At 68.7% G+C, this 22,027-nt stretch carries 22 protein-coding genes and 1 pseudogene; 1 reads left to right on the top strand and 22 read right to left on the bottom strand.

Annotated features, from left to right (window positions below):
- Window positions 1-7: 7 nt before the first annotated feature.
- The 9 genes from EV644_RS41910 to EV644_RS41870 form a co-directional block, all read right to left on the bottom strand.
- The gene (locus tag EV644_RS41910; protein WP_199240341.1) at window positions 8-904 is read right to left on the bottom strand and encodes a hypothetical protein; all 897 of its coding nucleotides are present in this window, start codon (window positions 902-904) and stop codon (window positions 8-10) included.
- A gap of 183 nt (window positions 905-1,087) precedes the next feature.
- A complete protein-coding gene (locus EV644_RS41905; protein WP_132196948.1) occupies window positions 1,088-1,330 on the bottom strand; it encodes an acyl carrier protein in 243 nt (80 codons plus the stop codon).
- Window positions 1,327-2,682 (bottom strand): dihydrolipoamide acetyltransferase family protein, encoded by a 1,356-nt coding sequence (locus tag EV644_RS41900; protein ID WP_132196950.1) that lies wholly within the window; start codon window positions 2,680-2,682, stop codon window positions 1,327-1,329. Before EV644_RS41900 ends, EV644_RS41905 begins: the two co-directional genes overlap by 4 nt.
- Window positions 2,675-3,679, bottom strand: a complete 1,005-nt coding sequence (locus EV644_RS41895) for an alpha-ketoacid dehydrogenase subunit beta (RefSeq protein WP_132196952.1) — start codon at window positions 3,677-3,679, stop codon at window positions 2,675-2,677. The genes EV644_RS41900 and EV644_RS41895 overlap by 8 nt, the downstream gene beginning before the upstream one ends.
- Window positions 3,676-4,656: a pyruvate dehydrogenase (acetyl-transferring) E1 component subunit alpha gene (gene pdhA, locus EV644_RS41890; protein WP_199240340.1), complete on the bottom strand. Its 981-nt coding sequence runs from the start codon at window positions 4,654-4,656 to the stop codon at window positions 3,676-3,678. Before pdhA ends, EV644_RS41895 begins: the two co-directional genes overlap by 4 nt.
- Entirely contained in the window at window positions 4,653-6,437 is a 1,785-nt protein-coding gene (gene acsA / locus EV644_RS41885; RefSeq protein ID WP_132196954.1) for an acetate--CoA ligase, read from the bottom strand. Before acsA ends, pdhA begins: the two co-directional genes overlap by 4 nt.
- Window positions 6,438-6,593: 156 nt before the next feature.
- Window positions 6,594-7,439: a universal stress protein gene (locus EV644_RS41880; RefSeq protein WP_132196956.1), complete on the bottom strand. Its 846-nt coding sequence runs from the start codon at window positions 7,437-7,439 to the stop codon at window positions 6,594-6,596.
- A gap of 100 nt (window positions 7,440-7,539) precedes the next feature.
- Window positions 7,540-8,583, bottom strand: coding sequence for a lysylphosphatidylglycerol synthase transmembrane domain-containing protein (locus EV644_RS41875; RefSeq protein WP_132196958.1), 1,044 nt, complete (start codon window positions 8,581-8,583; stop codon window positions 7,540-7,542).
- 28 nt (window positions 8,584-8,611) lie between these two features.
- Complete coding sequence (locus EV644_RS41870) at window positions 8,612-10,051, bottom strand: DUF4389 domain-containing protein (protein ID WP_132196960.1); 1,440 nt, start codon at window positions 10,049-10,051, stop codon at window positions 8,612-8,614.
- A gap of 175 nt (window positions 10,052-10,226) precedes the next feature.
- Here EV644_RS41870 and EV644_RS41865 point away from each other — a divergent pair, with 175 nt between their 5' ends.
- Window positions 10,227-10,649: an Hsp20/alpha crystallin family protein gene (locus EV644_RS41865; RefSeq protein ID WP_132196962.1), complete on the top strand. Its 423-nt coding sequence runs from the start codon at window positions 10,227-10,229 to the stop codon at window positions 10,647-10,649.
- 70 nt (window positions 10,650-10,719) lie between these two features.
- Here EV644_RS41865 and EV644_RS41860 read toward each other — a convergent pair whose 3' ends face one another.
- The 13 genes and pseudogenes from EV644_RS41860 to EV644_RS44975 form a co-directional block, all read right to left on the bottom strand.
- Window positions 10,720-10,911, bottom strand: coding sequence for a hypothetical protein (locus EV644_RS41860; protein ID WP_132196964.1), 192 nt, complete (start codon window positions 10,909-10,911; stop codon window positions 10,720-10,722).
- Between the two features lie 116 nt (window positions 10,912-11,027).
- Window positions 11,028-13,715: a formate dehydrogenase subunit alpha gene (gene fdhF, locus EV644_RS41855; protein ID WP_199240339.1), complete on the bottom strand. Its 2,688-nt coding sequence runs from the start codon at window positions 13,713-13,715 to the stop codon at window positions 11,028-11,030.
- Window positions 13,712-15,364 (bottom strand): NAD(P)H-dependent oxidoreductase subunit E, encoded by a 1,653-nt coding sequence (locus tag EV644_RS41850; RefSeq protein WP_132196966.1) that lies wholly within the window; start codon window positions 15,362-15,364, stop codon window positions 13,712-13,714. Before EV644_RS41850 ends, fdhF begins: the two co-directional genes overlap by 4 nt.
- 63 nt (window positions 15,365-15,427) lie before the next feature.
- The gene (locus tag EV644_RS41845) at window positions 15,428-15,952 is read right to left on the bottom strand and encodes a GyrI-like domain-containing protein (protein ID WP_158293092.1); all 525 of its coding nucleotides are present in this window, start codon (window positions 15,950-15,952) and stop codon (window positions 15,428-15,430) included.
- A 20-nt stretch (window positions 15,953-15,972) separates the two neighbouring features.
- Window positions 15,973-17,298, bottom strand: a complete 1,326-nt coding sequence (locus tag EV644_RS45825) for an HAD family hydrolase (RefSeq protein WP_132196970.1) — start codon at window positions 17,296-17,298, stop codon at window positions 15,973-15,975.
- 540 nt (window positions 17,299-17,838) lie between these two features.
- The gene (locus EV644_RS48035; RefSeq protein ID WP_369410620.1) at window positions 17,839-18,033 is read right to left on the bottom strand and encodes a pentapeptide repeat-containing protein; all 195 of its coding nucleotides are present in this window, start codon (window positions 18,031-18,033) and stop codon (window positions 17,839-17,841) included.
- A complete protein-coding gene (locus EV644_RS44980; RefSeq protein WP_241999408.1) occupies window positions 18,030-18,392 on the bottom strand; it encodes a pentapeptide repeat-containing protein in 363 nt (120 codons plus the stop codon). Before EV644_RS44980 ends, EV644_RS48035 begins: the two co-directional genes overlap by 4 nt.
- Window positions 18,314-19,156, bottom strand: a complete 843-nt coding sequence (locus EV644_RS41830) for an IS30 family transposase (protein WP_132196974.1) — start codon at window positions 19,154-19,156, stop codon at window positions 18,314-18,316. The genes EV644_RS44980 and EV644_RS41830 overlap by 79 nt, the downstream gene beginning before the upstream one ends.
- A 51-nt stretch (window positions 19,157-19,207) precedes the next feature.
- A pseudogene (locus EV644_RS41825) lies at window positions 19,208-19,685 on the bottom strand (transposase); the annotation flags it as partial.
- Window positions 19,686-19,857: 172 nt separating this feature from the next.
- Window positions 19,858-20,367, bottom strand: coding sequence for an IS110 family transposase (locus tag EV644_RS41820; protein WP_199240338.1), 510 nt, complete (start codon window positions 20,365-20,367; stop codon window positions 19,858-19,860).
- On the bottom strand, window positions 20,364-20,639 hold the full coding sequence (locus EV644_RS45820; RefSeq protein ID WP_199240337.1) for a hypothetical protein: 276 nt from the start codon (window positions 20,637-20,639) through the stop codon (window positions 20,364-20,366). Before EV644_RS45820 ends, EV644_RS41820 begins: the two co-directional genes overlap by 4 nt.
- 503 nt (window positions 20,640-21,142) lie before the next feature.
- A complete protein-coding gene (locus EV644_RS41810) occupies window positions 21,143-21,400 on the bottom strand; it encodes a 3'-5' exonuclease (RefSeq protein WP_158293090.1) in 258 nt (85 codons plus the stop codon).
- A 34-nt stretch (window positions 21,401-21,434) separates the two neighbouring features.
- On the bottom strand, window positions 21,435-22,027 hold a 593-nt coding region (locus EV644_RS44975), incomplete at its 5' end, for a hypothetical protein (protein ID WP_199240336.1).

Raw genomic sequence — 22,027 nt, 5'->3', positions numbered from 1 at the left:
GGTGCAATCAGCTGGCTGGGGCGGGGCGCACGCCGGTGATGGCGAAGCGCTCGACGCCTTGCAGGTGGCCGCCAGTGGAGACCGCGATCGTGAGGGCTGGGTCGGTCGCGCCGGTGAAGGTGACCCGGGCCGACCAGGGTTGCCGCTCACCTCCCGCGGGAACGCAGCAGGACGTACCGATCGGCTGAGTGGACGACGGCTGCCGTACGTCGACGCGGATGGACTCGTCGACGCCGGTGATCCGCCCGCCCACCGTCAACGGTGAGGTGACCTGCGCGCCGTACCGGGGACGATCCAGAGTGAACGTGGTGTCGATGGTGCCGACGACCTCCCACGGCGCGTCCTGTCCCCGACCGAGCTTCACCAGGTGCAGCATCGCGGCGAGGCTGGCGCGGCTCTCGGCCTGGTAGCCGACGCCGATCCGCGCTTCGTCACCGTCGATCGAGCGGGACACCACGCGATCGATCTCGGTGAAGCCCAGGTAGCCGGTCGTGAACGCCAGCGCGGTCTGCTCGGCGTCAAGGTGCCAGGGCTGGTGTCCGCTCGCACGATAGCTGCGTTGCCACTCAGCGGCCGCGGCGTCCGAGCTGAACGGCCACAGCGGCTGGTATGCGAACGGCCGAACCGGTGGGCTCGGTGTCCGGGTCGCTGTGGTGGGCGTCGGCGACGGCTCGCTAGCGGTCGGTGTCGGCGACGTGCTGGCCGATGGCGTGGCGCTCGACGACGGCGGCGGCGCGGTGCCGGGCTCCGATCCCGAGTCACGGAGAAGCACCACAACCAGTACGGAGATCAACGCGATACTCGTGACCGCGGCGACCGCGATCGCAATCCGCATCCGCCGGGTCGCCCGGTGCGGTGATCCCGGATCGCTGCCCGGAAGGTGGTCAGGGCCGGTGCTCGTCATCTCCGCCTCCGGTGTCCCGCAGTGTCCGGGGCGAGAGAAGCCCACCTGGGCCAAGCTCTACGGTGCACGGCTGGCGGCCGCTTCCCCGTACCTTTCGCCTGGCTTCGCTCGCCCAGTTCCAGTCCAGCGCGCGGACCAGGCGGGAATCAATGCCGAAAGTCATCAGTCCGAGGGTCTCCCGGCTCAGCTGCTGAGGAAGGTGACACAGTCGGCCATGGTCCGCAGCTGGGGATAGTCGTCCTCGTCGATCCGCCGGCCGGATCCGGTGCTGAGCAGTTCGACGAAGCTGAGGAAGTCGAGCGAGTCCAGCTCGAGTTCGTCCCGGAACGCCGCGTCGTCGGGAAGCGTGTCAAGGTCTGCGTCGGGAACGATGCGCAACAGCGAATCGCCGACCAGCGTGCGAGCGTCCTGCATGGTCAGGGTCATAACTCCTCCGGTTTCTGCAGCAGCCGGTCGATGGTGGCCAGGAAGCGGCCTCCGGTGAAACCGTCCGTGGCCCGGTGATCGGCGGCCAGCGTGAGCGTCGCGCACGGCCGTACGCCGAGCAGGCCGTCCACTGCCCACGGACGCCGAACGACCCGCCCGACGCCGACCAGCGCGACCTGAGGCGGATAGATCACCCCGTAGACGCTTTCCACGCCTTGGTCGCCGAGATTGGTGACGGTGATCGTCGCGTCCGTCAATTCGGTACGGCGCAGCCGCCCGGCGCGCGCTCGGGCGACCAGATCGCGCAGCCCGGCCATCAGCTCCCGGACCGGCAGTCCGGCGGCGTCATGGATGGCCGGCGCGACGAGACCGCCGCCGCGCAACGAGATGGCGACTCCGAGATGTACCTGGGCGGCCGGTTGGAAGGCGCCGTCGGTCCAGTATCCGTTCAGCTCCGGATGCTGTTGGGCCGACAGGGCCGTTGCCTTGAGCAACAGAGCGGTCGGGACCAGCCGGTCCGCGACCGGCAGCGACCGGTTCTGCTGGGCCAGCCAGTCGATTGCCGCACCGAGGTCGACCGTCGTGGTCAGGTAGTAGTGCGGGATCTCCTGCTTCGACCGCGTCATCAGCCGGGCGATCGCTTCCCGCTGCGCCGCCTGCTGTACGACGTGCCGCGGCGCCGGCTCGGCGGCGACGGGCGGCGGTGCCTCTGCGGGTGGTGCCATTGACGGTGGTGTGGTGGCTGGTGCGGGTTCACCGGCAGGCACGGTGCCGAGGCGGTCGGCGTACCGGCGGACGTCGCCGGAGGTAATGAGACCATGCTGGCCGGTGGCGGGCACGGCAGTCAGGTCCAGCCCGAGAGAGCGGGCCAGCTTGCGCGCATACGGTGAGGCCTTCATCCGCCCGTCGGCGGCCTCGAGCACCTGGGCTGCGGGCTCAGCCCGTGGCGGTTCGGATTGTGCTTGTGCGGCGGCGCGCGTGGCCTGGGCCAACAGTGGCTCGGGTAGCGATCGGACCGGCTCGGCGGGTGATTGTTCGGATTGTGCGGCTTCGGACCTGGACTGTTGTCCTTCGAGTTGGACATCTGCGGGTTCGGTCAGGTGCATCGCAGACGACACGCCACTGTCGATGGTCGCCAGGGGTGTGCCGACCTGGACGCGCTGACCGATCGGGACCAGGATCTGCTGGATCGTGCCGCCGGTGAAGGTCTCCACCTCGACGGCTGCCTTCGCGGTGTCGACGACGGCGACCGGATCGCCCTTGTGGACCGTGTCGCCGGGCTTCACCAGCCACTCGATCACTGTTCCCTCGTCCATGTCCGCGCCGAGCGAGGGCATCCTGAACTCAGCCACGCTCGCCCACCACCTTCCGGACTGCTGCCACGATGCCGGCGGGCTGCGGCAGCGCGACCTCCTCCAGGTGCTTCGCATAAGGCATCGGAACCTCAGCACTGCAGACCCGCTCGACCGGAGCGTCAAGATCCTCGAACGCCTGCTCGGTGATCCGCGCACTCACCTCGGCCGAAAGGCTGCCGCTCCGCCATCCTTCGTCGACCACGACCGCGCGATGCGTACGCCGTACCGATCCGATGAAGGTCGCGTCGTCCAGGGGCCGCAGGGTGCGCAGGTCGATCACTTCGGTCGAGATGCCGTCGGCGGCGAGCTGTTCGGCTGCGTCCAGGCTCTTGCCGAGGCTGCCGCCGTACGTCACCAGCGTCACGTCGGTGCCGGCCCGGCGGATCGCGGCCTTGTCGATGTCGACCGGACCGGCGGCCGCGGGCAGTTCACCGGACATGTTGTAGAGCGTGCCGTGCTCGAAGAGCAGCACCGGGTCGGGGTCGAGCAGCGCGGTCCACAGCATGCCGCGGGCGTCCTCGAGCGTGGCCGGCGCGATCACCCGCAGCCCGGGGATGTGCGCGAACCAGCCTTCGAGGCTGTGTGAGTGCTGGGCAGCCAGTTGCCGGCCGGCCCCGGTGGTCATCCTGATCACCAGGGGGACGCCGAGCTGACCACCGGACATGTGCCGCAGGGTCGCGGCGTTGTTCAGGATCTGGTCCAGGGCGAGCAGGCTGAAGTTGACAGTCATGATCTCGACGATCGGCCGCATCCCGGCGACCGCCGCGCCGATCCCGGCGCCGACGAAGGCGGACTCGGACAACGGCGTGTCCCGGATCCGGTCCGGGCCGAACTCCTCGAGCAGGCCCAGGCTGACGCCGAAACACCCGCCGTAGGCGCCGACGTCCTCACCCATCAGGAAGACCCGCTCGTCGCGCCGTAGCGCGTCGCGGATCGCGTCCCGGAGTGCTTCCCGGTACGTTGTGGTCGTCACGGCGGGGCTGGCGGTGGTCATGATCGCTCCGCGTAGACGAAACGGGTGAGGTCCTCGATCGGCTCCAGTGGACCGGACTCGGCGCCGGCCGCCGCGCGCTGGATCTCGTCGTCGACCTCGTGGCGCAACGCCTTTAGCGCGTCGTCGGAAAGCTCGCCGTCGGCCATCATTCGCCGGGTCAGCGCCTCGATCGGGTCGCGTTCCTTCCAGCGGGCGATCTCGGCCTTGTCCCGGTAGCGGTCGGAGTCGTACATCGAGTGCGCCCGGAACCGGTAGGTGCGCAGTTCGAGGAAGCACGGTCCGCCGCCGCCCCGGATCGTCTCGACAGCCCGTTGGGTCGCCTCCTCCACCGCGAGGACGTCCATTCCGTCGACTGCCCAGGCCGGCATCCCGTACGACGAGGCACGCAGCGCGAGGTCGGTCTGTGCCTGGGCCCGGGCGAGCGCCGTACCCATGGCATACAGGTTGTTCTCGCAGCAGAACAGCAGCGGCAGCTTCCACAGTGCCGCGAGGTTCATGCACTCGTGGAACTCGCCTTCGGCGACGGCGCCGTCGCCGAAGAAGCACGCGGTGACATGCGGCTCGGCCCGGAACCGATCGGCCAGGGCGACCCCGGTGGCCAGCGGCAGACCGCCGGCGACGATCGCGTTGCCGCCGTAGAACCGTCGCTTGCTGTCGAACAGATGCATCGATCCGCCCCGGCCGCGGCTGCAGCCGGTGGTGCGGCCGAACATCTCCGCCAGCACGGCCTCCATGGACAGGCCGCGGGCCAGCGCGTGACCGTGTTCGCGATAGGTCGTGACGAGTGCGTCGGTCGCGGCCAGGCAGTTGATGGCTCCGACCGCGACGGCTTCCTCGCCGACGTACAGATGCAGGAAACCGCGGATCCTGGTGGTGCTGTAGAGCTCGGCGCACACGTCCTCGAACCGCCGGATCCGGATCATTTGGCGGAGCAGGTCGGTGTGGTGCTTGCTCGCCGGCAACTCGGTGGACTTCATCGTGGCCGCTCCAGGGTGGACAGGTCGCCTTCCGGCAGGCCCAGCTCGCGGGCCTTGAGCAGGCGGCGCATGACCTTGCCGCTACTGGTGTGCGGCAAGTTCTGGTCGAAGGCGATGTCGCGCGGGGCGACCGCGCCGAGCCGGCGGCGGCCGAAGGCGAGCAGCTCGCCGCGCAGTGCCTCGTCCGGCTGATAGCCGGCTCGCAGGGTGACGAACGCCTTGACGATCTCGCCCGCGATCGGGTCGGGGACGCCGATCACGCCGGCCTCGGTCACTGCCGGATGCTCGAGCAGCGTGCTCTCGACTTCGAACGGGCCGACCAGATGGCCGGACGACTTGATCACGTCGTCGGCCCGGCCGACGAACCAGAAATAGCCGTCGGCATCGATCCGGGCCAGGTCACCGGTGAGGTACCAGCCGCCGGCGAAGGCGGCGAGGTACCTGGCGTCGTCGTGCAGGTAGCCGCGGAACATCGACGGCCAGCCGGGCCGCAGCGCCAGCTCGCCGACCTGATCCGCGCCGAGGACCTCCACCTGGCCATCCGTCACAGCGGCGCGGCCTTCGTCGCCGCAGCGCAGCACACCGGCCTCGACCCCAGGCATCGGCCGGCCCATCGAGCCCGGCCGGATCGGCATCGAGGGGTAGTTGCTGATCATGATCGCGCCGGTCTCGGTCTGCCACCAGTTGTCGTGGACGGGCATCCCGTACGCCTCCTGCGCCCACACAACGACCTCGGGGTTGAGGGGCTCACCGACGCTGGCGATGTGCCGCAGCGCGGACAAGTCGTAGCGCGCGGCCATCTCGGTGCCGGCCCGCATCAGCATCCGCAACGCCGTCGGCGCTGTGTACCACACGGTGACGTGGTTGTCCGCCAGCAACTGGTACCACCGGGCCGCGTCGAAGTCACCGTCGTCGGCCAGCAGCGTGACCCCGTGGGTGAGCGGTGCGATGATCCCGTACGACGTGCCCGTCACCCAGCCCGGATCCGCCGTACACCAGAACACGTCGTCGGGCCGAAGGTCGAGGGCGAAGGCGGCGGTGACATGGTGGGCGACGACGGCCTCGTGCACATGGATCGCGCCCTTGGGGGTGCCGGTCGTTCCGCTGGTGAAGTGGAGCAGCGCCATCGCCTCGGGGCTGGTGGCCGGGATCGTCCATTCGTCCGGCTGGGCGGCGAGCGCCGTACCCAGGTCGATGGTGCCCGCTGGTGGTTCGCCCGGTGCGTCGATCAGCAGGATGTGGCGCAGCGCGGGCAGCTGGTCGCGCTGCGGTGCGATCTTGCGCCGGTACAGCGAGGTCGTGGTCACCAGCACCTCGCCGTCCCCGAGCAGGAGCCGGTTGCGGATCGGCTCCGGGCCGAACGCGGCGAACAGCGGTGACAGCACGCTGGTGTTCTTCCAGCAGCCGAGTGCGGTGACGTACAACTCGGCTTGGCGGCCGAGCACGGTGAAGACACGCGCTCGCGGACCGACGCCGAGCGAACGCAGCAGATTCGCGAACCGGTTGCTCAGCGTCATCAGCTCGCGATAGGTCAGCTCGCGTGTCCCGTGCCGCCCGATCGACCGGATCGCGACGTGTCCGCCGCGGCCGGTGGCCACATGCCGATCGACGGCCTCGTAGGCGATGTTGATGCCCCGAGCGTCGGGCAGCCCGCTGAGGAACCGCTGTGCGACGGCCCAGGAGAAGTCCCGCCGGGCCTCGTCGTAGTCCGTCAAGTTCGATGCCGAGGACAACTGGGTCGCCCAGCCGTCAGGGCTCGCATCCACCGGTCTGCGTCCCATCCCCGCCTCCTCCACTCTCCCTCCACGATGCGCCGCCTCCGGACCCGTCTACAGGGGCGAAGGTCCCGGAACCTCGGGACCGTCAGACACCTGACGTCGAGCTGCCACCGGGCCAGGTACCGCGGATGAGATCAGGCCGGTGGCATGCCCGTTCTCTCACTCCGTGATGTGGTGCTGAGTCGTGCCGAGAGCTGTGGCGGGAACGACGGCGACCGGGCAGTCGGCGTGGTGGAGGACGGCCTGGCTGACCGATCCGAGCAGCAGGCCGGTGAAGCCGCCGCGTCCACGAGAGCCGACGACGATCAGCTGCGCATCCGCGGACCAGCGGACCAGCTCCTCGGCTGGGTGTCCGGTGACATGGATCAGCTCGGTGACGGAACCGTCGCCGTGCCGCTGCACCGCGGCGGCCAGGTCATGGTGGCTCAGCCGCTGACGGTCGTGATGTGGCAAGTCCACCGACACCACTCGTACGACGAGCCCGTGCGTCCGGGCATAGGCCAGGCCGACATCGAGCGCCGCGTCGGCGGCGGGTGACCCGTCGTACCCGACGACGACCCTGACGCCGGCCGGCTCGGCCTCGTTCAGCCGGACGATCACGGCCGGGCAGTGTGCGTGCGCCGCGAGATCGAGTCCGGTCGAGCCGGCCAGGAGCCCGAGCGCGGCGCCGAGCTCACGGCAGCCGATCACGACGAGGTCCGCGGTTCGCGACTCGGCCAGCAGCACAGGGGAGGGGAAACCGTCGATACGTTCGGCGGTGATCGGCAGCGCCGGCTCGATCTTCCGCGCCAGCTCGAGCGACTCCGCGACGATCTTGTCCGCCATCGCCCGCAGCCCGGGCGCCACGTCACTGGCGCCGAGCGGCACCGGGAACATCGGCCAGACGAACGCGTGTACCAGCCGCAGCTCTGCGCCCCGGGCGGCGGCCTCGGCCGCTGCCCACCCGATCGCGCTCTCCGCCTCGGCGCTGCCGTTGACCCCGACGACGATTCGGTTCTCAGTCATGGTCCGCTCCCTCCTCACCAGCAGGCTGGCACGCGCGTTCGAGGTGCTGCAGGTCCGTTGGGCACTGAAGTGCGGACATTGGTCCCTGCTTTCGTCTCGGTCAGCTGGGACGCGAGGTCCGGCCGGGGATCCTGTTCCGCCAGCCTGGTGTCCGCAACGACAGGTAGCAGATGCCGGCGACGAGGACCGGCGCCCAGAACTGGAACAGTCGCCAGGACACGACACCCAGTACGGCGACTCCGGCCGGGACCCCGAAGCCGAGCAGCCCGGGGATCAGGACTCCTTCGATGACGCCGAGCCCGCCCGGGGTGATCGGAAGGACGGCCAGCAGACAGGCGATGCAGTAGGCGAGCAGCAGTGCGACCGGATCCATCGCATGTCCGTACGCGGCCAGGAACACCCACAGAGCCGCCGCGTCGAGCAGCCAGTTCGCCGTCGGCCAGACGGCGAAGGCTGAACGCACGTCCCGCTCCGTGAGCAGGTCCCGCAATTGGTCGGCGATCGCCCGCACCCGGGGTTGCAGCCTCCGAGGCAGTCGGTGGAGGGCGAATCGCAAGACCCGCTTCGCCGGTCCGGCCAGCCGAGACCGCTCTCGGACCGCGACCGCCGCAAAGACCGCGAGCAGCACGCCGATCAGCAGGACGGTCACGTAGAGAGCTGTCGGCCCGTACAGGAGCACTGCCGGGATCAATGCGACCCAGAAGATCACCGCGAGTGCCAGCCAAGCGCCGACACCCTCGGCGGCGATCGCCGCAGTCACGTCGTCCACACTCGCACCGCCGGACACCAACAGCCGGAAGCGCAGCGCTGTCGCGGTGGCACCTCCGCCCGGGACGACGTGGCTCACACCGAAGCCGGTCAGGTCCGAGCGGAGAATCCAGCCGAACTGCAGGGGGCTGCTGCGCAGCACGCTGCGTGTGAAGAGGGAGTAGCAGACCAGGCTTGCGGCCTCCAAGACGATGCCCACGGCAACCCACCACGGCCTGATCTGACCGAGCAGGTGTAGTGACTCTTGCGTGCCTGCGAGCTGGGGAAGGACGAAGTAGTCCACCACCGCGATGAGCACCAGCAGTCCCGCCGCGCTCCGCAGCCAGGCGAACAGAGGGGATCCTGTCCGCACCGGCCGCGGGGCGAGTTGTGTCATCGTCGGCTTCTCGTGCTGAGGGCGGTCCTCAACCGGTCATCGGCTGTTGCGAGCGGCGGACCGGAATGGCGATCAGTACCGCGCCGGCCAGCAGCAGGAGCAGGCCGGTGCCGATCAGGGCGATGGACACGTCGTCGAGCCAGGGCAGGGTCGCGCCGACGGCCAGGTCGGCCCGCACGATGCGGCTGCCGTCCGCGTTCATCACCACGACGCTCCACTTGCCGGCGCGTGGTTGCCAGTCGAGCGTCTGCACTTCGGCGCCGGACGCAGTCGCGTCCCAGAACCACTCGGAGCGCGGCGGCGCGGCCGGAGGCTGTCCAACGTGGTCGTCAGAGCTCGGCTCCGCCGAGTTCGCGTCGTCCAGCCGCTGTACCACGGTGTGCCCGATGGGCGCCAGGTACTTCGTCGTCTGCTGCTCGGGCGCGATCCCGATGAACAAGTGAGCGTCAGTGGCGCTGACACCGGTGATCCGGATCTTGCCCAGGACACGGTGCATCACCCAGTCGGGACCGTCGAAGCGCAGTGCGCCCGGCTCGGTGGTGATGGCATAGCCGGGGCTGTTGAAGCGCTTGAGGTCGGTGGCGATGTAACCATTCGAGTCCCGGGCGGTCTGATCGATCCACAGCCCGGCGGCCCCGGTCGGGACCATACCCAGCCCAGCCAGGACCAGCACGGATCCGGCGACGACGCTGACCACCCGGCCGGCCGTCCACCGGTGCAGCGGCTGACCGCCGTACTGTGCTGGTCGACCGGCGTACTGCATGGCGGCCACTGGCTCACGTGGTTCCACGGTGACGGGTGTGGGTGGTGTGTCTTCGATGGCTCCGCTGCCCCCGTCGAATCGGAATGGCGGGTACTTGTCGGTCAGCAGCAGGAGGTAGGCACCGACACGGTAGACCCAGCGATTCAGGCCCATGATCAGGTCGAACAGGTCGCGTGGATACCGGCCGGTGAAGAGCAGCGCCACAGCTGTGATGAAGACCAGCAGACCGATCAGACCGCTGCCTTCGAACCAGTACGACGAGTCGGCGACCTGGTAGGAGAAGTATGGGCCGCCGCCGAGCAGGATGCCCAGGATGAGCAGGTGCGGAAAGGCCAGCAGCCACTTCACCAGAACGAGCCCGCGCGACAACTGCGGCGGGTGGTCGACCGAGAGACGGGCTGGATAGTCGGGCACGTCTGCCAGGGTGAACGGCGGATAGCGGTCGGTGCCGAGCACGCTGTAGGCGTAGAAGCCGACGCGCCAGCTCCACCGAAGGACCCCGACCGTGAAGTCGAAGATCGACCGGGGGTACCGACCGGTGAACAGGATCGTGAAGAACGCGATCACGGTGAGCACCGCACAGGCGAGCCACAGGAACGCCAGTACGACATAGTGCGGAATTGCCAGCAGCCACTTGACCAGCCACAGTCCACGGCTCACCGACGGATCGAGCTTCCCCTCGAGCCGGATCGGGTACTCGTTCATGATCCCTCCCCTCGGCGCGGCGTCAGAGGTCGCGCTTTCACTTTCGACGCTAGAAAGGGCGGCGCCGCGCAATCAGGGCCGAAGGTCCACGCTCCCTGGTCCGTAGGCCTCTTTCGCGGACTCACGCGGCGCGGTGGTCTTGAGTTGAGGGAAGAAACGGCGGAAAGGGGAAACCATGACTACCTTGCAGCGCAAGGATCCTCGGCGTCAGTTCGCCGAGCTGTTCGACTGGGCCGAGGGCCTGCCGAGCATGTTCAGCTGGCCGGCGGTGATGCGCGATGTCCGGATCGAGGAGTTCACCGAGGACAACGCGTACGTCGTCCGCGCGGAGCTGGCCGGGCTCGACCCGGAGAAGGACATCAAGGTCGAGGTCGCAAACGGCATGCTGACCATCGCGGCGACTCGTCAGGAGGAGGAGCACGAAGGTGCTCGCTCGGAGTTCCACTACGGTTCGCTGATCCGCCGAGTGCTGCTGCCCGACGGCGCCGACGAAGGCGCGGTCGAGGCGAAGTACACGGCCGGAATCCTCGAGGTGAGGGTGCCGATCAGCACGAGAACGACCGAGGCGCGGACGGTCAAGATCGAGTACACGCCGTAGAGCTCACCCATCCGCACGTGCCCGGCCGGAGGAACCTCCCCGGCCGGGCACCTTGTTGCGGACCGCGCCGTCATTCCTTGCCGGTGGAGTGTTCCGTCTCCGGCTTGTCCGGTGTGCTCTGCGCGGCGCGGCTTGCCTCGTACATTTCCACGCCGAGATACCGCAGGAGTGCCTGCTCGGTTCGTGACTGCGCAGCGGTCTGCCGACCGGCCGCGGTCCGTTGTGCGTCCCGCCGGATGCGGGCCTTGTCGATCTCACCCACGGTTCTGCCCTCCGGAAGCGTTCGACCTCACTTTCAGGTTCGGGCGCGGATGAGCCCTGGACCAGAGGCCAGAAGGCCGCATCCCGAGGGACGAAGGTCCACACAGTGCCGAGCGGTCATCGTGTCGGTCCGTGGATAGTTGTCTGCAGGGCTCGCAGTCGTACGGCGGTGACCTTGTACTCCGGGCAGCCGGTCACGTCGTCGCCGAGTGGTGAGGTGAGTTCGTTGACGCCCGCGGCGGGGAAGTGGAAACCGGAGAACACCTGCCCGGGAACGAGTTCGGCGGCGAAGCGGACGGGGAGCACGGCCCGGCCGAATCGGCTGGTGACCTCGACCGGATCGCCGTCGCGGAGTCCGAGCGCGGCGGCGTCGGAGGGCTCCACGTCCAGGGGCTCGTCGGCGCGCAGCAGCACGTTGGGCGTCCGGCGGGTCATCTCTCCAGAGTTGTAGTGCTCAGCCCGTCGTCCGGTGACCAGGATGTAGGGGAACGAGGGATCGGGTTCGGCTCCTGGTGGAAGATACGGCCTGGCCGCGAGGTGAGCCCGCCCGTCCGCGGTCGCGAACCTGTCGAGGTAGAGCGTCGGCCTACCGGGGTCGTCCGGGGTTCCACACGGCCAGTGCAGTGCGCTATCACTGTCGAGCCGCTGCTCCGAGATGCCACCGAAGAGCGGCGCGAGTGAGGCGCATTCGTCGAGCGTCGCTGCCGGTGTGGCGCAGCCGAGATCGACGCCGAGGCGGGCTGCGACCTGCCGGAAGACCTCGAGATCAGTGCGTACGCCGTCCCGCGGCTCGACGACCCGGCGGACCCGCTGGAACCGCCGATCGAAGTTGACGAACGTGCCGTCCTTCTCGAGCCAGGAGGCGACTGGGAACACCACGTTCGCGGCCTGAGCCGTCGCGGACAGGAACAGGTCGTTGCAGATCACCAGGGGACAGGCATCCAGTGCCGCGCGTACGGAGGCGGTGTCGGGATCCGTGGACAGCACGTCCTCGCCGACCACCCACAATGCCTCCAGCCGGCCCTGCCGCGCCGCGTCGAACATCTGCGGAATGCGCAACCCGGGAGTGCTCGGCAACGAGGTGCGCCAACCTGCCTCGAACCGCTGCCGAACGGTGTCGTCGGCAACCTTCTGATAGCCCGGGAGCAGGTCGGGCAGTGCGCCCATGTCGCAGGCGCCCTGCACGTTGTTCTGCCCTCGCAGAGGGTTGACGCCACCGCCGGTGGCGGTACCGACCGCGCCGCGGAGGATGGCCAGGTTCGCCAGGGTGCGTACGCCGTCGGTTCCGTGCAGATGCTCGGTGACGCCGAGGCCGTAGAAGATCGCCGGCGCCGCCGCGTCGCCGTACAGGTGCGCGGCGGTGACCAACTCGTCAACGGATACCCCGCTGATGTCGCTCACCCGATCGGGTGAGTAGTCGCTGGCCAGGTCGCGCAGTTCGTCGTACCCGGCGACCCGGTTGCGCAGGAAAGCCTCATCGATCATGCCGTCCCGGATCAGCAGGTGGGCGAGACCGTTGAAGACGGCAACATTCGTGCCCGGTCGGGGACGTAGGTGTACGTCGGCGTGCCGGGCCAGTTCGGTGCGGCGCGGATCGATCACGACGAGCCGGGCACCGTCGATGACCCGCTGCAGGATGCGTGAGCCGACCACTGGGTGGGCGTCGGTCGGGTTGGAGCCTGCCAGCAGGACGGCGTCGCAGCGGTCCAGATCGTCGAAGGCGTTGGTCCCGCCGCCGAGTCCGAAGGTGGTTGCCAGTCCGGCCGCCGACGGTGCGTGGCACAACCGGGCGCAGTTGTCGACGTTGTTGGTACCGATCGCGACCCGGGCGAACTTCTGGATCAGATAGTTCTCCTCGTTCGTCGCGCGCGCCGACGAGATCACCGCGAATGCGTCCGGTCGATGGATCGCGCGCAGGTGGTCGGCGACGACGTCGAGGGCCTCGTCCCACGACACGGGGACGAGTTCGCCGCCTCGTCGTACCAGCGGACTCTGAAGCCGGTCCGGTGAGCTGACGAAGCTGTGCGCGAATCTGCCCTTCACACACGCATGGCCGCGGTTGACCGAGCCGTCCGAGGCCGGATGGACGGTGACGATCTCGTGGTCGCGGGTCGCGACGTCCAGGGTGCAGCCGACTCCGCAGTACCCGCAGGTGGTCCGGGTCCACTGCTCGATCGGCCGCGGATCGAGCAGGCCGGGTTCGGACAGCGCACCGGTTGGGCAGGTGTCGACGCAGGCTCCGCAGCTGACGCAGTCCGAGTCGGACCAGAGTCCACCAGTGCCTGGCGCGACAACGGTGTCCGGGCCGCGCCCGGTCAGTGTCAGTGCGAAGGTGCCCTGGATCTCCGAGCACGCCCGGACGCAGCGGCCGCAGGCGATGCACAGGTCACGATCCAGCTTGACGTACGGGTGGGAGTGGTCGACCCCTCGTGAGCCGCTCACCAACGGCAGAGTCTCGGGCGCGACGCCCAGTTGTTCACAGAGGCGGACGAGCTCACTGCGATCGCCTGGCACGTCGAGTGCTCGTGCGGGCAGGCCGGCCACGACGGCACGCAGCCCGTCCCGGCGCCAGGATGCGCTGGTGGCGAGCCCGATCCGGAGCCCGGCGCGGACCGGCGTACTGCAGGCGGCGACCGGTCCATTACCATCGGCATCGACCAGGCAGACCCGGCAGGATGCGGCCGGCGTCAGCCGGTCGTCGTGACAGAGTGTCGGCACCGATCGTCCAGCGGCCTGGATCGCGTCCAGCAGCGTCGAGCCCGGCGCGACCTCGACCGAACTCTCGTCGACGAATACCTGGATCATGTCCATCCCTCCAAGCCGTAGACCTCGGCCACGCTGCGGATCGCGGCGGGGACCCGTCGGCCGAACGCGCACAGGCTTCCGGCTGCCAAGGTCCGCAGCACGTCGGTCCGCGCACGCACGACGTCGGTGGTTGCGTCCAGCTCTGCCAGCCGGAGCCCGCGGCTGGTGCCGACGCGGCACGGTGAACATTCGCCGCAACTCTCGGTCGCCGCGAACCGCCAGATGTGACGCAGTACGTCGGCACCGGTGAGCCGATCGTCGAAGGCGACGATGCCGGCGTGACCGAGAGCCGCGCCTCTGGACGACAGGGCGGCCTCACTGAGCGGTAGATCGAGGTCACCAGGGCTCAGGAATCCGCCCAACGGTCCGCCGACCTGGACCGATCGCAGGATGGCGCGGTCGCGGAGACCACCGCCGAGGTCCTCGACCAGGTGACGTACCGGCGTACCGATCTCGACCTCATAGGCCCCGGGCCGGGCGAAGCGCTCGGACAGACACGCGACCACCGTTCCGTTCTCGTCGGCGGTGCCGAACCTGGCATAGGCCGCACCACCGTGCCGGACGATCCACGGCACCGTGGCGAGGGTCTCGACGTTGTTGACCACGGTCGGCCTGCCGTCGAGGCCGTGCTCGACCGGGTACGGCGGACGTGGCCGGACAACCCCACGCAGGCCCTCGATGGCGTTCAGCAGTGCGGTCTCCTCGCCGGAGACGTACGACCCGGCGCCGGACTCGACGCGTACGTCGAGCGTGCGGCCGCTGCCGTGCACGTTCGGGCCGAAGTGGCCGTCGTCGTACGCCTTCCGGATCGCAGCCTCGACTCGTTCGCGAGCTCTCGGATACTCGCCGCGGATGAAGACGATGGCCTGCTCGGCCTCCACCGCGAAGGAGGCCAGTGCAAGGCCTTCGAGTACGCGGTCGGGATCACGTTCCATCAGCAGCCGGTCGACGTACGAGCCCGGGTCGCCTTCGTCGCCGTTCGCGACCACGACTCGTGGTTGCGGATACGTCCTGGCAGCAGTCCACTTGCGCGCTGCCGGGAACCCCGCGCCGCCTCGGCCACGCAATCGCGCCGCGGCCACTTCGGCCAATACGTCGGTCGGTTCGGACCTGCTGATCACCTCGGGCCAGACCGCCCAGCTGGACTCCGTGGAGAGGAGCCCGGCCGTCACCACAGGCTCGGGACAGTCGGCCTGGACAGTGATCGGTGGATCCTGAGGTTGCCGCGTGCCCGTGAGTTGCGCAGCGATGTCCTGCCCGGCGCAGGGCTTGTCGCCGTCCAGTGCGGCAGGACCGGCATAGCAATAGCCCAGACAGCGCACCTCCTGCAGCGAGACCTCGCCGTCGTCGCGACACTTGTCCACGGATACGTGCAGTGCGGCCTCGACGTCGGCCACCTGGGTACCACCGCTGGCTGCCGTGCACGCGGCCGCGCCGCAGACGCGGATGTGCCGTCGCCCGTGCGGCGCGGTGAAGTCGGCATAGAACGTGGCCGGCCCACTGCCCGCGGCGGCCGGCAGGCCGTTGTCCGTCGCGATCTGCCCGGCCGGCGTCTTGTCACCGGCCAGCAGGCGCGCCCGGACGGCACCGAGGTCGTGACCGAACCGGTCCGCGTAGCGTCGCAGCGCGTCCACCCGCAAGTCGCTCATCGCCCTTCTCCTTCCGTCAACGGCCTCGACGTCGGTCAGGCCGCGGGACCGTCAGCTGAACACTCATCCGAGCTCCTCGTGGGTGGTGACCGGCGTCCTACGGCCGATCGGCATCGACGTCGCCCGGCGCAGAGCGAACGGCTGGATCACCTCGGTGCGCCAGGGCTGCGGGTCGTTGCGCTGAGGACCGTGGTAGACCTCCCACGGATCGCCGGTGCGGATCCCGTAGTGAGCCCTCAGCCAGTCGTCCAGTGCCTCGTACGCGTCGCCGAGTTGGTCGTAGAGGCCGATGTGCCAGACCGCGACGACGTGACCAGCCGGCAACCTGGAGGGCTGGACGTGGGTGTCACCGGCGATCGGAGTCGGGATCGGCAGCCCGGCCTCCACCTCGAAGCTACCGTCCGTCCGCAGGTGATACCGGGCGAACGGGAAGCCACACGGCGCGACACCATGCCGGTGCAGGTAGTCGGCGACCTGGTCGAACGCCTTGCCGGTCCAGTCGCCCAGCTCCCCGTGGTGGCGCGTCGCCCGCAGTACGGCAGTCGGCTGCTCGGGCATGGTGCGCGACTCGGGGCTGTTGGCGCGCATGGCTCCTCCCTGGTGGTAGGTCATCGGACTGAAACCTGTTCGGTGGGTACGGCGAGCTCGTCGAGATCGCGGATCACCACGTCCGCACCGGCCGACAGCAAGTCGTCGGGCTGGCCGCTGTGGTCGACTCCGACGACCAGGCCGAATGCACCCGCGGATCCAGCCGCGACGCCGGCCGGGGTGTTCTCGACCAAGACGGTCCGCCGCGGCTGGACACCGAGCCGGCGTGCAGCGAGCAGGTGCATCGCCGGATCCGGCTTGCCCGGCAGGGCCAGCTCGTCCGCGGTCACCCCGTCGACCCGTACCTGGAACGTGTCCGCCAGTCCGGCGACACGAAGTACTTCGGCGCATTCACGACGTGCCGAGATCACTGCGCAGTCCACCTGCGCCGCGCGCAACCGCTCGACCAGCACCGGCGTTGTGTCGGTGACGACGTCGAGGTCGAACAGCACCGCGTCGTATCGTTCGGGGTCGATCACGGGACGGGCGTGGTTGTCCGCGGTACGGCGAGCCAGTACGACGGCCGCGACGACCAGCAGACCGCCACCGAGCACCAGCGCCATCGGGGCGGCCGCTCGGCCGGAGAACCAGGTGGTCACCGCCATCGGCAGGACCTGCACCAGGCCGATCGCCCCGATCAGCACCACGACGATCTCGCGCCAGATCACGCCGGCGCAGATCAATGCGATCGTCGTGGCCAGCGCGAAGACGATCCCGCCATCCGCCGGCATCGTCATGTCCGCCCCGAGGACCAGACCCGCAGCGGCAGCCGCCTGGGTCAGACGCTTCGATGCGAGCACTCCGGCGCGGCCGGCCACCAGCCAGGCCAGTGAGGTGACCCAGATCGCGATGCCTGGCCACGAATCGCCGGCCAGCTGAGCGCCGGCCGTGCCCGCCGTGATCAGAGTGCCCGCGAAGGTTGCAACCTGCTGCAGCGCGGTCTGCGAGACGGCCCAGAGCGCGGCAGCGTACATGGTGGTAGCCAGACCGGTCAGCAACGCAGTGTCCTCGGCCCCCCAGAGCAGGGATTGATCGCCCAGCAAGGCCCAGAACGCCGCGCCGGCGGCAGTCGAGAGCAGCCACAGGATCGCCCTCAGGCGCCGGGGGACGGCGCCGGTGCCAGCCGGAACCGCGAAACCGGCAGCGAGCAGAACCAGTGCGGTCGTCGCCACGATGATGAGCCGGGTGCCAGTGCCGAGGTCGGGCCAGTACTGCGCCCCGATCAGCATCGCTCCGACCAGGACTACTGCGCCGCCCAGATAGGCCAGCGCTTCGATCATCACCGAGGTCCGGCGGCTCCCGGGCACTCCCAGTGGAGCCGCAGGGGATGCATGCAGCGGTCTCATGATCCGACTCTCGCGAGGTTGCGTCGGGTGACCCAGAGTCGAAGGTCCTGACCCTGGACCTGTGGCGGACCGGCCAGTCGTCCGCCGATCCGGGACCTTCGGCCCTGCCTGCGCTCTCCCGCGGGGGGCACCGTTGTTGGTGCAAGGAGCCGACCGGCTCGCCGGGAGCGGATCGACAGATAGTGGCCGCAGAGTCTACCGGGCCACGAGATCCACCGTCATCAGGACGGACACCGCGCCGAGTGGCCAGCAGACTTAGTCGACTTGGACCAATCGCCGGTGGTGACATGGTCGTGCAGCTGCGGTGGGAGACGCGCCAGGATGCGGTCACTGAGGCCCGGAGGTCGTCGGTCCGACGCTGGCGGTGGCGCAGACCAAGATCGGGCACCCGGCGGATGTGGACGGGACTCGCGTGGCGGAGGTCGAGGGGGAGGTGACCGGTGTGCCGGTCAGGGTTCCCGTTGACACGTGGTGCCCGCCGTGCTTGAGCGCTGCGGCCACTGAAGGCCCGTGCTGGTCACGCTCGTCTACCGCAGTGGGTCAGGGGTGGGCCCAGTTGTGGACTGTCCACTCTCCGTCGGCGTCGGTTGTTGCGGTCCGGGTTGAAGCGGTGCGTAGGTCTTGTGCGATCGCGAGTGGCCAGCGGGTTGTCGAAGACCAGCGCGCGCCGGTGAGGTTCGCGTTGCGCAGGTTTGCTGCCTGGAGGTTCGCGCCGCGGAGGTCTGCGCCGGTCAGTCGGCGGTCTCGAAGTTCGCTTCGGTCAGGCAGGCGTTGGTGAGCACGGCGCCCTGGAGGTTCGCCGCGGTCAGGTCGGTGCGGAACAGGTCGGCTTCTGTCAAGTACGCGTATTGAAGCCCGGCTCCGGTCAGAGTTGCTCCGGACAGGTGTGTTCCGGCCAAGGTGGCGTGGGCGAGGTTCGCGCCGGACAGGTCGGCGTGCTCGAGCCTGGAACGGGTGAGGTTGGCGAACTGCAGGCTGCTGCCGCTGAGCTGGATGCCGTGCAGGTCGACATTGATCAGCACCACGTGGTCGAGGCTGGCGCCGGTGAAGTTGACCCCGCGGAGCCTGGTCTTCCGGAAGCAGGTCTCGTGCAGAATTGTGGACTCGAGGGTCGCGTTCCACTCAAACTCGTGCAGCTTCGTGTCGCACGATCGCCCTCCCAGTGGCCGGGCTCTTGTCGGTTCAACACCGTCATTGGTCGTCGAGCGATCGGCCTCATGTTCTTGATCTTGTTCGGTTCGGCGACACCGCGACGGTGTCGCTTCCGTCTGCAGCGACCGGTGCGCAGCCTGCCTTCCTTCTTGCCCAGGGCACCAGCGAACAGGGCCAGGTAGATCGTCTCGGCGCAGACTTGCATGGTCGGATCGTCAGGGTGAGACCGGACGAGATAGCGAGCGATCTGCTGCGGGGACCACTTCCCCGTCAGCTTCGTGCGCACGACCGCGGCTAGCTCGACCCGCGCTGCGATCTTGCCGGGTTTCGGGCGCTGACGACGCCGCAGCGCCTCGTTGTGAGCCCACCACGGCTGATACCGGCCATCCGGTTTGCCATTGCGCTTCACCTCGCGATAGACCGTCTGAAAGCTCTTACCGATCACGCCGGCGATCAGCTTCAAGTCCTGATCAGCATGCAGGCCATCGGCGATTGCGATCCGATCGTCCTGGGTGAGAAAGCGCGGCGAAATCGGACTGGGATCAGGGATCAGCACACCACCAGCGTCAAGGAACCACAACGATCCACAGCTGGTCGACACGCCGACCATCCGCGCAGCCGCAGCTCCCTTATGGCCCTGCCTGATCAGCTCGAAATACCGCCGCTTCGCCGAGGCCGGCATCTTGTTGGGTGCGTAACGTGGCATCCGAACAGCTCCTCCTGGAGTGTTCGCAACCACCGATGGAACTCAAGCCGGATCCAGCGGCCGCGACTGCCAGGCCTTCACCTCCTCCAGCACGGCGTCGGTGATCTTGGAGATCGTGTCGTGGGACAGCTCGACCCCCAGCGTGCGGGCCAGGTGATGCTCGATGTCGCGGACCGTCATCCCGCCGGCGTAGAGGCTGATGATCATCTCGTCCAGGCCACCGGCAGCCGCCGAGTCCCCTTCGGCACCAGCCGCGGCTGAAGCTGCCCGCCCGGTCCCGCGGCGTGTCCAAACCCACCGGACCGACCTCGGTCTGCAGCGTCTTCGGCGTGCTGCCCTAGCGCGAGTTCGGCGCGCCCCGACCGGCCGGGTCGCCCCTGTCATAGCCCAGATGATCGCTCAGCTCGGCGGCCAGACCCCGCTCCAAGACAGCCTTCACCAGCGCCGGCAAGAACCCGCCCTCACCAGTCAACCCAAGCCCCTGCTCGTCGACCCGCTCCAGCAGCGCATCCAGCCACGGACCATCCACCAGCGCGTCCACCGACCGGCCGCCAGCCCCATCCAGCGGGCCCGAACCGAACACCTCCACGCCCTCCTGCGCTGAGCTCTCAAGCAGCACCCGCCGCCAGTCGACTCCGACATCTGTGCAGACATTGCGGTACTTCTTCCCAACCCACGGAATCACATCCGTCACCTCAGTCTCATCCGCAACTCCTATACACAGACCATCTGACACGCTCGTTGCCGGTGAACCGGGTCCAGTCGCCGATCTCGACCGCGAGCGCGAACCCGGTCAACGTGGAGACACCACGCAGACAACCCAGCCGCCGCCTCACGGCGGTGAACTCCGAGTCGGCCGCCATCGCCGTGATCGCGGCATCGAGGGCGTCGCGGCGCGCGGTCGTGGCCAGGGCACAGTCGTAGTAGGAGTCGAACGTCAACCGGGTCGCCGCCACGTCGAAGCGTTGCTGGCGCAGCCAGGCATCATGCTTGCCGGTCCAGGCATCGCCGCCGGAGTAGACGATCCCGTGCCGCAACAGCAGTTTCGACAGCCGGTGCCGGGCCCGCACCAGGTCACCACGGCAGCCTTCCCTGGCCCGCACCAGATCCCGCGCGGTCTCCCGCTCGATGGTCGGCACCGCAACCGGGGTGATCTCATCCAGACGCAGCAACCGGGCCAGATGTACCGCGTCGCGGGCATCGGTCTTCACCCGATCCCCGACGGGCGCTGCAGCTTCGACGGCGCCACTACCTTGCACCGGACCCCGGCAGACGTCAACGCCCGGTACAGACCGAACCCGGTCGGCCCGGCCTCATAAACTACCGCGACCGGACCCGGCAACTGCCGCAGCCAGGACCGGATGTGCTCATCGGCCGGGGTCAACCTGGCCTGCACCAACTCGCCGGTCACGCCATCAATCGCCGCCGCCGCGACCGACCGGGCATGCACGTCCAGCCCAACACTCGTACGCTCGGTAAACACCGGGGCCTCCCACACGTTGTCGGATAGACCGAGCAGCCGAAATCTGCTCGGTGACCCACGAATCTGTGCGCGCGAGGCCCCGGCCCACAACCACCCCGACCCCCACCCCGGTGAACCGCACTCTCCGTTCTCCTCGACCGGCGCCCCACCAACCGGCCGGCTTCACAATTCACCGCCCGAGGAAACGTCAACCTCCCCCAAACCCACAGACCGTGCACCACTCCATACCGTCTAGTCGGGCGGTGAAGGTGCGACACTTTGGCTCCTGGGGTCGCTGGATCGCTGTTCCGTCACTGTTCCGTGAGACGCTGGCAAGTGGCGGCAATTGGCGACAAGCGTCGAGACACGAATCCGCAGGTAAGGGCGGATTCGCAGCCTACGCAACCGAGGTCCCCGCGAGCACGGAGCAGATCTACACCATCTTCGAAGGCACCTCAGAAATCCAGCGACTGGTGATCTCGCGCGCAATCTCGGGCATGCGCATCCGCTGACGTTCCTGCAGATCAGAGGGTGATTTGAGGATCTTGTAGGTACAGGCCGTCGTCCGGCTCCCTTGAAGCAATGGGGGAGCGTACGGCGGTTGGCGCGTCGGCGACTTCGTCGTCGGTGATTCTGTGGAAATGTCGCGCCATCGCGGTGATCGGTCGTGGTGGGCGGACGAGCCAATTCTTCGGTTGGCCGATGGTGCCGTTCTGGATCGGGACGATGGAGATTTCGACGAGGTCGGGTGGTTGTTGGCCGTTGCCTTCGACGTCGACCACGGCGTAGTCGGACGCGGTCCACAGGGGTGTGGGGTCAGCCATTGGTCGTCGCCTCCCATCCGATATCTGCGCGGCCGTGCCGGTTGAGGTGGTGCGGGTGCCCGGCGTCGTGGACCTGGAACGCGAACGCGTGCTGCAGGAAGTACCGGGGCTGCTCCGAAGCCAGCCCATCAACCTGAACCGCGCGGCCGGTGATGTCGAGCACCTTCAAGTCTGCCGCCTCCGGCAGTTCAGCGGCTGCATCTAGGAACGCGCGCGTCGTCGGCGCCCGGTGGGAGTTGGCGCAGAGCTTGAGCTGGGCCATCGGGCAGATGTCGCACAGTTCGCGGATCCCGTAGTGGCCGTTGTAGTCCGGCAGACCGTGCACAAAGGACACGGCACACGATGTCTTGCGAAACAGCGGTGCCGGGCCTTCTGGTCTCGACGCGAAGGCGTCGACGACGCGGCGATCGAGGGCCTCGGGCACGATCTTGCGGCGTGCCGGCGCCAGGGGAATCAGCCAGACGCGAATCGGAACGGCTGCCGGTTTTAGCGGCTCTTCGGAGTTGAGCGTGGGTGAGCCGTTCGTCACTGTCGGCGTGGCGTAGGCGGGGAAGGGGTCAGGGCCTTCACGATCAGCAGCGACCA

Source organism: Kribbella orskensis (genome assembly GCF_004342085.1).
Taxonomy (GTDB): Bacteria; Actinomycetota; Actinomycetes; order Propionibacteriales; family Kribbellaceae; genus Kribbella; species Kribbella orskensis.
The sequence above is the reverse complement of the archived record's forward strand: the minus strand, read 5'-3'. Positions and strand labels throughout refer to the sequence as shown.